Raw genomic sequence first — 15,044 nt, forward strand, 5'->3', positions numbered from 1 at the left:
ATATTTTGTAAAATTATAAATCAACTTTATTTTATAGGAGGATGCATAATGCATTATTTAGGAGAACATTTGAAATCTCTAAGAATTGAAAAAAATTTAAAACAAAAGGATTTGGCCTACATTTTGGGTTTAGCCCAAACAACTGTGGCAAATTATGAAAGTGGAATTAGATTTCCAAGTGAAAAAACACTTAAAAATATAGCCGATTATTTTCATGTTTCCTTAGATGAGCTCTTAGGGAGAGAACTTTTGAATTATACCTTAAATGATACAGAATATCTACTGAAATTAGAGGAAGCTCAAGAAAGTTTTTTAAAGGATTTAATGGAAAATAATACTCATGCAGCCACAGAACTCATAATAGAACTAGCTAAGGGTGGCATCCAAGTAAAAGATATATATCGAGTAATTTTTGAAAAAAGCCTTCTGATGGTTGGATCACTATGGGAAAATGGACAGATGTCCATTGCTAAAGAACATTTTTTTTCACATACAATAGAAACTATTATGAATCAATTAAATGCTTTTATTCAAAAAAAATCTAGTAATAAAAATAATGTATTAATGGCTTTACCCGCTAGTGAGCTACATGAAATACCTTTAAAGATGGCAAAAGATTTATTGGATATGGAGGGATGGCAAACCTATTACTTAGGTAATAATACTCCGATATATAGTATAGTAGAAACTTTAGAGAGTTGCTCGTGCCAATTGCTAGTAATGTCTGCCACCATGCAATATAACGTAGCCACTATTGAAAATGTTATTAAATTGATAAAGAGTAAACCAAAACTTAAGAATGTAAAAGTTATCGTAGGAGGAAATGCATTTGATAAGAGCCCTAACCTATGGCATGAAATTGGTTCGGATGGTTTTGCGAGAAATCTTCAAGAGTTAGTTTTATTAGCGGAACAATTATAGTGCCATCCACGTTGCAAGTTACGGCGTCCTAGTTAAAAATTTATTTATTGTTTTAAGTATATACAGGCTACAAAAAATTACTATTCCACCGTAAACCACAGGGCCTCTGATTATATTTGAAGCAGTGGAAGCCCCCGTAAAATCTCTAAATAAAAATGATATAAACCTTCCGATACTAAATATTATAAGAAATACAGCTGATGTTATACCTCTTTTTACTTTTTTCCTTAACAATAATGCTGCTATTATAGTTGAGATAATGGCAAAAAAAACTTCATATAGTTGGGTTGGATGTCTTAAAATCGGTGAACTATTAAACAAAAGGTTTGTGAACGAATTATTGCCGAATACGCTTTTGAACGGACTCTTGTCAGCATTTTCAAATGCAACTCCCCAAGGCATTGTAGTAGCTACGCCGTAACAACAACCATTAAAGAAACATCCAAGTTTTGCTATTGCAGCTGATATTCCCAAATGAGGTACTAAACCATCTGTAATAACCAAGAAATCTAATTTATATCTTATGCAAATGTAATACCAAGTTAAAAATGCGCCACCCAGTCCACCGTAAAGTGCAAAACCCACTAGCTTTATTTGATATAATTTAATTGGCGTTTCTATAATTTTCCTTATATATAATATTCCATAAAGTAGCCGTGCTCCTACAAAGAAAGAAATGATAAGCCAAAAGCTTATCATTAAGATTTTCCGTGTGCTAACATCCTCTCTTTTCAATTGTCTATAAGCAAAAATAAACAAGTAGAAGGCTGCTGTGCATCCAAAAAAAACATAAGCACTAATAGCAAATTTATGATTAAACAAATATACGTAGTTCAATATAGGTTTCATAGCAACCTCCCATAATTATTTTGTTTTGTTAACTTTCCATATGCCAGATACCATTACATCCGTAGAGGCAAGCTCAGCATATTGAATGTTACTAGAGCTTATCTTAAAGCTCCCTGTTATATCTAATAGCGAAACATTACCTTCAAAGGTTTGTACGGTTTGATTTTCCGCATCTGTATTAGTAAGTGTTACTTTTCCTTCGTTATATTTTATCTTGTATATCTGATTTTCGCTTTCCTCACATTCATACTTAGGGAACGCACTTTTATAATCCGCTTTAAGTGTTGCTTTAAATTCACTCTTAGATGCTCCTTGCGTAATAACTATTGTCAGCGGTACATCTTTGCCAATAACGTTCTTTGACTTATCGATTCCTTCTCTGATTTGTTTTTGAACATCAATAGAGCTAAAGTCTAGTTCTTCGCAGTTTTTTCCATCAGGACCCTTAATTTCAGGAACAGATTCTGGATTTTCAAGTGCCTTTTGTGCATATTCTATAATTGGCGCCTCGGTTATTATTATAATTCCTTCGTAAGTACCCACTTCTAATTTAACCTTTGGTGCATAACCCATCTCTTTAAGTAGCTTCTGATATCCTTCTTCTCCATATACATATCTAGTATTAATCAGCTTTGCAATATCTGAAACTAGCATCTCTCCCTCCTTAAGTTTACCGATATTGTCTAATCCTCTGGCTTGGTCCTGCAAATCTCCATTTTTATACACCAAATCGAATCGTCCCGTTTCCTTCTGGATTCTTTTTATCTGATTGTACATTCTTTCAAGGATTTGCTCTATGCTGCTATCTTCTGGATACCAAGAGCTTCCTTTTTTCAGAAGGTTCCACTGTTCAAACTGTTTAATAATTTCCTTTTGATTTTCTTCTGCCTGTGCTATTTCCTTTTCTTGTTTGCTCCTATTTGTAAACTGCTCCTTCAGTGTTAGCTTTGCCTTTTGCACAATCATAGAGATTTTTTCTGTTGAAAGACTTTCCTTATCTACCCCTATGGAATTGGCATATTTCTTTATTGCATCCATCTCTATCTGCCTTGCCACACCTCTCATCTGGTTCCAAACATCCTCAAAATCTTCAGGGTCAACATCATAACCAAAAAGAATATAGTCATTTGAACCTTCTTTAAAGGCTTTATAGGCCTCTTCAATACCATTGTTTTTCCAGTTTCCTATTTTCATTTCAACGACATCTACCGCTACCTTGGCTACTTTGTAAACCGGAGAGGTTTCTGAGATAGCTTCTGCAATTTTCATACCTGCTCCGCTATAGTCCCCTTCCCATAAATAACCCGCTGCAGCTGCAACCGTACCCGTTTGACCAAATACGGTTGACATAGTACCTGCTTCCATACTATCTGCAAAGGTTTTACCAATCATTGTAGCTACATTTGCAGTATAAGATTTGAAATCTTTATTTACCAGGTCATTAGACAATTTACCATATTCTAAATTTCCGTATTTTAGCTCCTTCATTACTTCTTCTGCAATCTTATTTATTTCCGGTTTATTTTTAGCATTAAATTGACTCACTAAAATACTTTCAATCATATCACGAGTATTAGCTCTAACTTCTCCTTCAAGCTGCGACTCACTCCAACTCTTCAAAGCCTTAGCTTTTATAAACTCTCCTTTTCGTTCTCCCTCTGTAAGCTCCGCAGTACCCCATAATAGATTGTTGGGAATGTTAAAAGCAACATATCCTGCATCAACATTAATCTCTATTGGGTCAGTATAGGTCCACCCAGTTTCTTTAGTATAATGAACCCCTTTAAATCCTTCGTATTCTTTCAAATTTTTCAAAGCCTCTTTATCAATTGCAATCTTAACAAGTAGCGGCATATTACTTCTATGGTCTTCGCCTTCAATTTTAAATTCAAAAGGGGATCCATAGGGTACCATACCATTTTTACTATATTGAACCTCCTCTCTAGGCTTTGAAATACTGAGTTTCGTTCCTTTAGAAAAAGCTCCCTTTGGAACATTAACCTGAATACCATACATATCTAAATCCCCAAGTATATTATCTTTATCATAATTTTCCAAAATGATATTCTCTTTAAGTTTAGACTCCGATTTCCATTTCTGATCACCTACCCCGGCATTGTTGTTGCTTTTATTATTGCATGCTGAAAATAAAAATATAAAAACAAGCAATAAAGTTATGATATTAAAAAGGCTCTTGCGTCCTTTTGCACCAAAAAACATATGACTGAGTGCTTTATTTTTCATATTTATCATCGGCAAATATGATAATTAATTATGATTCATGTTCTGATAAATCAATAGTGAAAATGAAAGTAACAGATGTAAATTCACATAGCTTAGGAGTTCTGGCTAATGATAGTGAGTCAAATAAAAACTATAACAATATAATTTTGCCAAGAAATACCCCATTACCAGCAGAAAATTATAGTGATTTCTATAGTATGTATGATAATCAGGAATTTGTAGATTTAGAAGTAACTGAAGGTGAAGATGAAGATCCAGAATATATTAAAATAATTGGAACCACTAGATTGTATTTAAAAAAGAGAGTTGCTGGGTCACCTATAAGAGTTGTAATGTCATATGATGAAAATTCAGTAATTCATGTACATGTTATTGACTTAATTGATAATGATGATCTAGGTGAAATGAGAATTGAAAGGATTGCAAACCTATCCGAAGATGATGTAAATAAAAAAGCTAACAAAATATCAAAATTAAAAATAGAATAAAGTACAAGGAGAGATATAAATGGTGAATTATTACAAAGAACTTAATCTTGATCCTTCCTTTAATGCAGAACAACTAATTGAGGAACTAAAAAACACTCAAAGGAAATGGATTGGCCGTACTAATGCTCCCGATTTAAACCATAGGCAAGAGGCAGAAAGAAAAGTATCTATTATAGCTGAAGCCCAAAAGACATTACTTGATGAAAAAAAGAGAATAGAATATGATCAACAGCTTAAAAATATAATTCCAGAACAAAACAATGGTCCAAGTGTTAATTTAGATCAAAATAATAACAATGTAGATGACTTAATTAAACAATCATGGAAATTCATTAACTTAGGACAATATGCTGATGGAATTATGGTAGCAAGAAGAGCAACCGAAATTGAAGGTTCTAACGCAGATGCGTGGGCAACTCTTGCACATGCTGATTATCGTTGGAATAATGTTGAAGAAGCTATTTACGAATATAAAAAAGCAATCAATTTAAGACCTAACGGTGATTCGTTTTACTGTGATTTAGGTAATATTTATCTTGACAAGAATATGTTAAATGAGGCTGAAGAATATGCTAATAAGGCTATACATTTAAATCCTAAAAATAATTATAATAAGATTTTATTAGGCAATGTGGCTTCAAATAAGAATGAATATGACAAAGCGATATCAATTTTTACTGAATTAATAAAATCTGAACCAGATAATAAAAGCTACAAAGATGTAATAGCTAATTCATATTATTCCAAGGGCATAAGTTATTGCTATCGTGCAAATGATGGATACATTTATAATGTAGATGAAAATGCGACGGAGAGTATGATAGGATATATGAAAAAAGCAAAAGAATATGGAAATGATCCAGAATTCGATGAAAAAATAGCTTGGGGTGAGAAAGCTTTAAAGAATACCTTTGATAAGAGTAAATGGACGTTATTTATAATCCCAATTCTAATGGTTTTAGCTGGTGATACATTAATTAAAATTGCAGGAATTGCAGTCATAGGTGGACTAGGATATTTAAGTATGAGACCTGGTTGGAGGTTGACCCGAAACTCCATGTTTAATGAAAAAACCTTGTTTGATAAATCAGCTTGGTTGATAACAGCTACAGTTGGTTTATTCTTTACAATAATTTGGGGATTTACTAAAGGAATATTAGACTTTAATAATAAAAATAATTAGAGTAAATTTAACTTATGCCTCAACATACAATGTTGGGGCATAACATTTAAGTGGGGTGCGAAAATATGAATTTTAAAAATCTATACAATAAACAAGATTTTGAGGGATTTAGGCTTAAAATTGAGAATGATATTAATAATGGTTTAATAAATAAATCTATTAATATACTATTAGATTGTGTTAAAAATTGTCCTGATCATTCTGGAATATATTTTTTAACTGGCAAGGCATTTTATTCAAACAAAGAATACAACAAAGCAATTCAGTATTTTAAACAGGCAATATACTATGATGAATTAAACGATGAATATCAGGCTATAGCAGGAATTACTTGTTATTATAATGATAGCTGTGAAGAGGCTTATAAATATTCAAAAAGTTCTAATGAAATAAATCCTAAGAACATTCAATCTTTAATAACATTAGGATTAATTCAATTAGATAAGATGAAGTTTGATGATGCAATTAATTATGCTAAATTAGTTATAGCTTTGGACGAAAATAATTATGATGGAATTAGGTTACTTACTAAGTGTTACATGAAAAGTGGGACTGACTCAAAAATTTTATTGGAATACCTTAAAAAAGCAAAAAAATTAAAGATTGATGAAGAGGTTGATATTGATATAATAAAAACTTTATATATTGAAGAATTATATGAAGAATGCCAAAAAGAATGTAAAAAGATACTATTAAAAAATCCCAACTCAATATCTGCACAGAAAGCAAGAGAACTAGTGTCAAAAATGAAAACTAAAGAAGCTAAGATAGCTATTAAATCAAATATACCTAACAGTCCTAATAACAAAAATGATAAAGTGCAGAGACAATCAGATTCATTAGAAGAAGCTTTAGATAAATTAAACTCTATGATTGGATTAAGTAATGTTAAAACTGAAGTAAGCAGAATTGTTAAGTTAATTGAATTCGAGAAAAATAGAGCTAGAATACTAGGGTTAGGAGATAACAGCAATCAAAGTTATCACTTTATGTTTTTAGGAAATCCCGGCACTGGAAAAACAACAGTGGCGAGACTAATTGGAGATATATTCTACTATTTAGGTTTACTAGAAAATGGACAGATGACTGAATGTGATAGATCAACTATTGTTGGTCAGTATATTGGACAAACCGCCGTATTAACCAAAGAAGCAATAGATAATGCAATGGGTGGAGTACTATTTATAGATGAAGCATACTCATTAGCTAGAGGTGGTGCAAATTCTAATGATTTTGGTCCTGAAGCTATAGATACTTTAGTTAAGGCAATGGAGGATCATAGAGGGAAATTCATAGTTATACTTGCTGGATATACCAAGGAAATGAGGGGACTGATAAAACTTAATCCTGGCTTAAAAAGTCGTGTAAATTTAAATATTGAGTTTTTAGATTATTCTGAAGGCGAGTTACTAGACATAGGTACTAAAATTGCTTCAACTAACCATTATAATTTAGATAGCGATGCGCAAAAAGCATTTATAGAAAAAATAAATAAATTAAGAGTTGATGATAGTTTTGCTAATGGTAGGACTGCAAGAAATATAATAGAAGCAGCCATACGAGAAAAAGCTTTTAGAATAGGTAATAAAAATGTATCTAGAGAAGAGTTAAGTCTTTTAAGGCCATTAGATTTTGGTATTAAATTAGAAGAAAATCCTATTGATAAAGTTGAAAATCTATTAAAAGATTTAAATGACATGATAGGGCTTAAAGAAGTAAAAGCAATGATCTCAAAAATAGTTAATTTTGTTCAGTTCCAACATAGAAAAAAAGAAATGGGTTTAGAAGTAGAAGAAATGTCATTGAACATGGTATTTATAGGTAACCCTGGTACAGGAAAAACAACAATAGCAAGAATCATAAGTAATATATTTAATGCTATGGGAATATTAAAGAAAGGTCATTTAGTTGAAGTCACAAGAGATGACTTGGTTGGACAATATATTGGACAAACGGGTTCCAAAACATTAGATAAAATTAAAGAGGCTTATGGCGGAGTTCTATTTATTGATGAAGCGTATTCGTTAAATTCAAAATCAGAAAATGATTTTGGAAAAGAGGCGGTTGCAACACTGATAAAAGAGATGGAAGATAGTAGAGATAAATTAGTGGTGATAATGGCAGGCTATACTGATGAAATGAAAGATTTATTAAATATGAATCCAGGAGTTACAAGTAGGATAGGGTTTACAATAGAATTTCCAGATTATAAACCAGGTGAAATGATGGAGATATTTAAGGGCCTCTGTGCTAAAAGTAAGTATACGCTAGATTTACTAGCGGAAGAAAAGCTCAATGATATTTTTAAGCATTTATATGATAATAGGAATATAAATTTCGGAAATGCAAGATTAGTACGGCAATACTTCCAGCAAATCAAAATGAAGCAGGCAGAACGAGTTATTTCACATAAATTATCAGTGGAGTTTATGTTTATAATAACTGAAGAAGATTTAAAAGATCTAAATTAATTGAAGTTTCAAGACAAGATAATAAAGGTAACTTAGGCAGACTTGTTTACAAAAATCTGCCTACATTACTTAATAATCATTTCACTTTTTTAATCTCTTCAGACAACCCTCACTCAGCTACCATTTCAGGCTAGATATAATTCCATGGTAATATCACATCATCAATAGCATTTGCAGCTACGTCTGATACTGTGCCACCAAATGTAAATATTGCGCTATTAGCAGTTATATTAGTTTTTACAACAGTCTCTTGGTGCTACTCCAAATGCTTCTTGTGCTAAAGGTGCTGCCAATGGTGTAAATGTAGTAGCCGAAGCTACACTTGGCATTGTTATCATTGTGGAGATCATTACCACTTATAAAAATATTGCTAATGAATTCTTTAATTTCTTGAACATATTTTTTTGACCCTTCTTCCATTTATTGTTTTTTTTATACAAATATGTTAATTATACCATATTAATTGAACCACAGCTAAGTTCAATTTCAGTTCAATCTTTAGTGAAGTACCAAATGACTATTTTATGGTATTATTTATGTAGTAAGAATTTGTTTATAATTTAGTCATAACTATGTAAGATTGATTTAGTACACTGTTAATATAAACCAAACAGAAAGGACGTAGAATTATGTGGATTAAAAAATTAAAAAATAAAAAACTACAATTTATATTACTAGGTTTGATACTAGCCTTTGCAGCTATGATTCTATCTACTTGTATAAGTTTTAGTGAAGAGGTGAACCGTTATACAGACAGTCAATATGACAATCCTAGTAACGCCAACTTGTTACTCTATGCAACAAAAGGAACTAGCAATCTGATTAAAGCTAAAGCAAAAGAAAGGGATGATATTTCTTCAATAAAAACCTATGATTGCTATGAGGTAACCTCCCTTGGTATTTATCACAAAAATAACCTAGTACAGGACTATATTAACCCATTGTATGCCATTATTTTATCAGATTATAAAAATATGCCCTTTAAACTTACCCCTGTTGATGGAGATTTAAATAGTGTCTGCCCCGCACCAGGCGAAGTATGGATGCAAAATATAGTTGCGGATAATCATAATATATCTGTCAATGACAACTTTGATATAAAAGGCAAAGGCACAAAAACACTCAGGGTTTCCACTCTGGTAAATGACACAAGAAAGCCTGTATCCATGACATTTGGCGCCTCAATATTTATAAATAAAGAAGATGCCCCTTTGTTTGACAGTCAGCAATCTCTTGAAATGATTTGTATTAAAACAAATACTGACACTAAGGATGTACTTGATTTTCTTGAGGGTATCTATACAGATAATTATCATGCGGATAGCTGCGACACCTTACCAGTAATGAAATTAAGTGCCACCCTAATGACTTCGCTAATATCTAAACTTGGTACTTTGTCCTCTGTATTTATGTTGTTAATTACTATTGTAATCATCTTGTTTTTCATAAAAAATACTATTCTAAATGAATACAGTGCCATAGGAACTTATAAATCCGTAGGTTTTACCACCTTAGAAATCATGGGTTTCTATCAAAAATGTTATTCTTTAGTAGGAATCCTTTCTATTATAGTGGGATCACTTTTAGGCCTTCCCATGTCAATCTTTATAGGCCGAATAGTTATGGAGTACATAGGTGATTACAGCCTAAGTAAAGCCTCAATCTACTCAACATTATTTGTAATTATCATTACTAGTTTACTTCTAGTATTTAGCATATGGCTTGCACTCATAAGAATACGAAAAATTAGCCCTGTTGATGCCTTTAGAGTAGGTACATCCTCTTCTAAGGCAAAGTTTAAAAAGTCACTGATAAAAAATGCGCATTCTGCTCTTAGCATGGCTGTCAATGATATATTTAAGCACAAGAGCCGCTCAGCAATTATCGTACTCATTGTAAGCGTATCCTTTTATATCGCTATTATGCTAGTAAATATGTGTATTTCCTTTGGCAATATGGAAAGCAATGCACCTGCTTGGGTTTGCCTACCTGATAGTGATTGTTTTATAACTAAGAGAGACGATGCCTTGCCCAAAGAGTTGATAGATTATGTGGGAAATAGTCCTTATGTAGACAGCTATATAACTGGAGAACTATTTTCTAACATAAGTGTGCTTTGCAAAGATAAGAACATCAACCTGAAATATGCTCAAGTGATGAATTTAAATACATTTGATTATAAACTTACTGGCATAAAGTATAACCAGGGACGACCACCTAAAAATAGAGATGAAGTAGCCATAGATTCCATCACTTTAAAAAACAGCAGTTACCATATTGGTAATTATATTACTCTATTAATAGAAGGCAAAGAAACCAAACTTATGATATCCGGCATATATGATACTATGATGCCCCCATCTGTATCCTTTGTATCCGCTACACTTTCAGATTTACCTAATAAGTTATATTACACTAAAGTTGGAATCAATCTAAAAGATCCAAAAAAATTTAATGCATTTAAAGCAGATGTTAAAGAACATTTCCCTAATTATACCCTCGAAACTATGCTTGATTTTGTAGATGATGTAAAAATATCAATCATGTCAATTATGATACCTGTAACAATAATTATTATAGTAATATTCCTTGCATTTACACTGCTAAACATTGTTAATATGATAATTATGAGCAACAATGAACAAAAACGCAATTTTGGAATTATGAAGGCCTACGGTTTTACCAATGGATATATTATAAGACGAAATGTGTATAGAATATCAATATTAAGTGCCCTAGGCTTAGTGTGCGCTGCTTCCTTAAATCAGCTATTTAGCTCCAATATTTATTATGCCGCTCTAGGCGTAGCTGCGTACAGAACAATGCCCTTAGAAACTACAATATTACTCGCAAGCGGATTAGTGATTATTATAGTAATAACCTTGCTGCTTAGCTTACCAATAAAGAAGATTTCACCTAAAAGTTTGATGGAAGAATAGTCTTATTTATCATAAATGAAAGAAGGAATAATAATGAAAAATGCAATTATAAAAACTGAGCAATTATGTAAGACTTTTGTTCTTGGAAAGACCGGAATAAATGTATTGAAAAATATTGATTTAGAAATATATGAAGGCGATTTTACTGTAATTATGGGTAGTAGTGGTGGTGGAAAGTCCACACTTTTATACTCTATTAGCTCCATGGATAAGCCTACAAGCGGCTCTGCCTATATACTAGGACATGACATCTCTTCCATGACCGAAAAACAATTAAGCAAATTTAGAAAAACTGAGGTCTCCTTTATATTTCAGAGTATGAATCTTCTTCATGATTTGACTGCCTTTGAAAATATCGCCTACATAGGCTATGGAACTGACACAAAAGAAAATATAAACAAAAAAGCCCTTGACCTTCTAGATAAATTCGGCTTAGCCAGTGAAAAAGACAAATATCCAAGTGAAATGTCTGGTGGCCAAAAACAGCGAGTTGCTATATGCAGAGCGTTAATTGGTAACCCAAAGGTGATCTTTGGTGACGAGCCTACTGGCTCCCTTAACTCTTCTAGTGGAAAACAAGTTCTTGATAGTTTAACTAATCTAAACATTGGCGGCCAGTCAATCGTTATAGTAACCCATGATTTAAAAGCTGCTATTCGTGCAACTAGGTTACTGTACATGGCCGATGGACGAATACATGCACAGCTTAATCTAGGAGCCTATACCTATGAAAAAGAAAGTGAACGAAAAGCTATCGTAATAGACTTTTTAGAAAAACATGGCTGGTAAAATCTAGATTGGGATAGAAAATTCTATTCCAGTCCACTGATCAAGTATGCTATCACATTCTATTCTGCCACCATGTTGCTCTACTATATATTTGGATATACTAAGTCCCAAGCCAGAGCCGACTGCATTAAGGGTTCTGGCTTTTTCTCCTCGGTAAAAATCATCAAATACCATAGGGAGATCCGTAGCTGCAATGCCTATTCCTGTATCTCTTACTATAATCATTAAATTGCTTTCTTTAACCTTAAAATCAACACTTATCTCGCCTTTCAGAGTGAATTTCATAGCATTGCCCAGAAGATTTTGCATAACTTGTTTGATACGCTTTTCGTCTATATTGATTATCACATCAGGTATTAGACTGCAAGAAAACACAAGTCCCTTTTTTTCAATATCTTGCTTAGCTTCAATCATAATTTTCTCAAAATATTCTTTTGAATAGCATTCATATTTTTTAATCTCAAACTCATGGAGTTGAGCCTTAGAATGTTCTAAAATATCATCAATGAGAGAATTTAACATGCTGATCTTATTAAGAATAATAGATGTGTACTCGTGCACTCTGTTCCCTGTAACTATATCATTATGAATTCCTTCTACATATCCTGATATAGTAGCAATTGGCGTTCTAAGATCATGTGAAATGTAGGCAAGCAAAAGCTTCTCTTTTTCTTTTAATTTTTTTTCATTGAGAGTAGCAAATTCCAAGTCGGACCGAAGTGCTTCAAAATCATGGCAAAGTGTTCCTATCTCGCCATCATAGTCATAATAAAGACAATCTTCTAAATGGCCTTCCTGTATACTGTTGGTTACTTTATGTAACTCTCTAATGGGCTCAAGTATATCCTTGAAAATAAGCTTCGTCAAAGCATACATACATCCAAAAATATAAACTGCAACAATTGCCACAAGCACATATATGTATACCTGCCTCTCCCTTATTAGGCTATAGGGTACTGATACATATATGGTTCCAGTCTGGATATTTTCTCTAATAAAGGCCGCTGAATATATCATGTACTCAGTTGTGATATCACCCTTAGACATCCCTGAAAGCATTTTTAGCTCTACCATATCACCTACTGGCAATTTTACATCATTGGAATATATAATCTTGCCAGATAAATCAAGAATAGAGTAGGTATACTTTCCCACTCCTGAAAAGTCCATATTGTTAGCCTTGAAAATATCATCATTTAATAAGACCTTTGTTCTATTGTACATATCCTTATCAGCATTGTGCTGACCTACCATAAGGATACTAACACCAAAGATAGCAATTCCTATAAAAATAGCAGCTATCAATATACATATTTTCTGCTTAATTGTTAGCTTTCCCATCTATATCCTACTCCCCAAACTGTCTTTATGTATTCTACATGTTCTCTAGCTAATTTTTCTCTAATACGACCTACATAAACTGCTATAGTATTATCATCAATAAACTCTGTATATCCCCACACCTCATTAATCAATTGATCCTTTGTAAACACTTGACTTGGGTGGTCTGATAAAAAATCAAGTAATTGAAATTCCTTTGGCGAAAAATCTATAACTTTACCATCAACAGCTACCACATAGGAAGAGTTATCTATGCTTAATTTACCAAATATTTTTGTCCTGCTCTTGGCATTACTAGCTTGTACAAAATTAGTCGCACGACGAATATGTGATTTTACTCTGGCCACCAGTTCTATCTGTGAAAATGGTTTAGTTAGATAATCATCTGCGCCAACACCTAAGGCCAAAACCTTATCATAATCTGAATTTTTAGCGGAAATAATAATTATTGGGATATATCTTTCCTCTCTGATTTTCTTGCATACTCCTATGCCATCTAGCCCTGGTAGCATAATATCCAATATAACTAAATCAGGTTCAATCTCCTGAAGCATATCTAGCCCTTTATCACCAGCAAATGCCTGTGTTATCTGATATCCATCGTTAGACAAAAAATCTCTCATAACGTTAGATAAATCTATATCATCTTCAATTATTAATAGCTTTTTTAGCATGATAAACCTCCTATTAATATGTTTTCCTAATAATAATTATGCGAATGACACATTATATCAGTCTTGTTTAATTAAAATGAAATAATCCTTGTAACTAGCCATTTATAATCCTCAATATCTCTTCCCCATATTTTTTATATAATATATTCAAACCAAAATTTTTATAGACTTATACTATTTATTATCGAAGCCTTTTTCTATTAAATTAATGTAAAATAAGACTTCATTAAACAAATTTTACATACTTATCAACATTATAACATAGTTTTCACCCCATATATATCTTATTTTTACAGCATAAAAACTAGTTAAATATCTATACTATGTACTATTTTCGCCAAGCTTCTGCTCCTCCTGCTAACACTTTGTTTACACGTCTCGGGTGGCTTTGAGGAGCCTTGAATGCGCTTACTCCTAAAAAAAATCATACTTAAGCTCTGATAACCCATTGTCCTTATATTGAATTTATGATATTTTCCTGTATAATATAAAGAGTATGTAAAAATTGAAATATATATAATAGAAGGAGTATGATAAATATGGAGATTAAACGATATGAAGGAACCGGACGTATGAGCCGTGCTGTTGTACATAATAATACAATTTATTTATGTGGACAAACTTGTGGAGATGCTAATTCTGATATTAAGGAACAAACAAAAATTGTATTAGCTAAAGTTGAAGAATTATTAGCTAAATATGATTCAGACAAAAGACATATTTTATCTATAACAATTTACATTAAAGACATATCTCTTTTCAAAGATATGAATGAAATTTGGGATGATTGGGTTGAAAAAGGATTTGAACCAGCTAGAGCTTGTATTGAGGCAAATATGGCTAGAGAAGATTTGTTAGTTGAAATGTCTGTAATTGCAGCTGTTAAATAACTTTTTTTCAGGCACTGAAAAAAGTATATATGATATTTAATAAGGAGATGACTGGAAGTCATCTCCTGTTATATATGTTATAGTAGGATTAGTAGTGTTTTCTGAATAAATTTAGTTCTTAAGTTGACGGGTAAAATAATAAAGAATGTAAAGTTGAGATTGTATTTTTATAAGCATTCTTCAAAGAAAATGCCTGTAATTTTTCCATTTACATCTTCTTTTGTCATATTATTAGAATCACTTATTTCTTCTTTA

The 15,044-nt window shown here is 32.2% G+C and carries 11 protein-coding genes; 7 read left to right on the top strand and 4 right to left on the bottom strand.

The window, feature by feature from the left end; genetic code table 11:
- The first annotated feature begins 48 nt into the window (after positions 1-48).
- Positions 49-921 (top strand): helix-turn-helix domain-containing protein, encoded by an 873-nt coding sequence (locus tag ACREWB_RS19180; RefSeq protein WP_431549073.1) that lies wholly within the window; start codon positions 49-51, stop codon positions 919-921.
- 18 nt (positions 922-939) lie between these two features.
- Here the strand turns inward: ACREWB_RS19180 and ACREWB_RS19185 are convergent, their stop codons facing one another.
- Entirely contained in the window at positions 940-1,770 is an 831-nt protein-coding gene (locus ACREWB_RS19185) for a prolipoprotein diacylglyceryl transferase (protein WP_431549074.1), read from the bottom strand.
- Between the two features lie 15 nt (positions 1,771-1,785).
- Entirely contained in the window at positions 1,786-4,014 is a 2,229-nt protein-coding gene (locus tag ACREWB_RS19190) for a hypothetical protein (RefSeq protein ID WP_431549075.1), read from the bottom strand.
- Positions 4,015-4,031: 17 nt separating this feature from the next.
- Here ACREWB_RS19190 and ACREWB_RS19195 point away from each other — a divergent pair, with 17 nt between their 5' ends.
- From ACREWB_RS19195 to ACREWB_RS19215, 5 genes are all read left to right on the top strand, one after another.
- A complete protein-coding gene (locus ACREWB_RS19195) occupies positions 4,032-4,502 on the top strand; it encodes an Hsp70 family protein (protein ID WP_431549076.1) in 471 nt (156 codons plus the stop codon).
- Positions 4,503-4,521: 19 nt separating this feature from the next.
- On the top strand, positions 4,522-5,685 hold the full coding sequence (locus tag ACREWB_RS19200) for a tetratricopeptide repeat protein (protein WP_431549077.1): 1,164 nt from the start codon (positions 4,522-4,524) through the stop codon (positions 5,683-5,685).
- Positions 5,686-5,750: 65 nt separating this feature from the next.
- The gene (locus ACREWB_RS19205) at positions 5,751-8,156 is read left to right on the top strand and encodes an AAA family ATPase (RefSeq protein ID WP_431549078.1); all 2,406 of its coding nucleotides are present in this window, start codon (positions 5,751-5,753) and stop codon (positions 8,154-8,156) included.
- Between the two features lie 629 nt (positions 8,157-8,785).
- On the top strand, positions 8,786-11,095 hold the full coding sequence (locus ACREWB_RS19210) for an ABC transporter permease (protein ID WP_431549079.1): 2,310 nt from the start codon (positions 8,786-8,788) through the stop codon (positions 11,093-11,095).
- 15 nt (positions 11,096-11,110) lie between these two features.
- Positions 11,111-11,884, top strand: coding sequence for an ABC transporter ATP-binding protein (locus ACREWB_RS19215; protein WP_431549080.1), 774 nt, complete (start codon positions 11,111-11,113; stop codon positions 11,882-11,884).
- A 3-nt stretch (positions 11,885-11,887) separates the two neighbouring features.
- On the opposite strand, the gene ACREWB_RS19220 is transcribed toward ACREWB_RS19215, so the two are convergent.
- Both ACREWB_RS19220 and ACREWB_RS19225 read right to left on the bottom strand, forming a co-directional pair.
- Complete coding sequence (locus ACREWB_RS19220; RefSeq protein ID WP_431549081.1) at positions 11,888-13,225, bottom strand: HAMP domain-containing sensor histidine kinase; 1,338 nt, start codon at positions 13,223-13,225, stop codon at positions 11,888-11,890.
- Positions 13,213-13,899 (bottom strand): response regulator transcription factor, encoded by a 687-nt coding sequence (locus tag ACREWB_RS19225; RefSeq protein ID WP_431549082.1) that lies wholly within the window; start codon positions 13,897-13,899, stop codon positions 13,213-13,215. Before ACREWB_RS19225 ends, ACREWB_RS19220 begins: the two co-directional genes overlap by 13 nt.
- 539 nt (positions 13,900-14,438) lie before the next feature.
- Here ACREWB_RS19225 and ACREWB_RS19230 point away from each other — a divergent pair.
- Positions 14,439-14,789, top strand: a complete 351-nt coding sequence (locus ACREWB_RS19230) for a RidA family protein (RefSeq protein ID WP_431549083.1) — start codon at positions 14,439-14,441, stop codon at positions 14,787-14,789.
- Positions 14,790-15,044: the final 255 nt, after the last annotated feature.

This window comes from Clostridium sp. (assembly GCF_050717635.1).
Classification (GTDB): domain Bacteria; phylum Bacillota; class Clostridia; order Clostridiales; family Clostridiaceae; genus Clostridium_AD.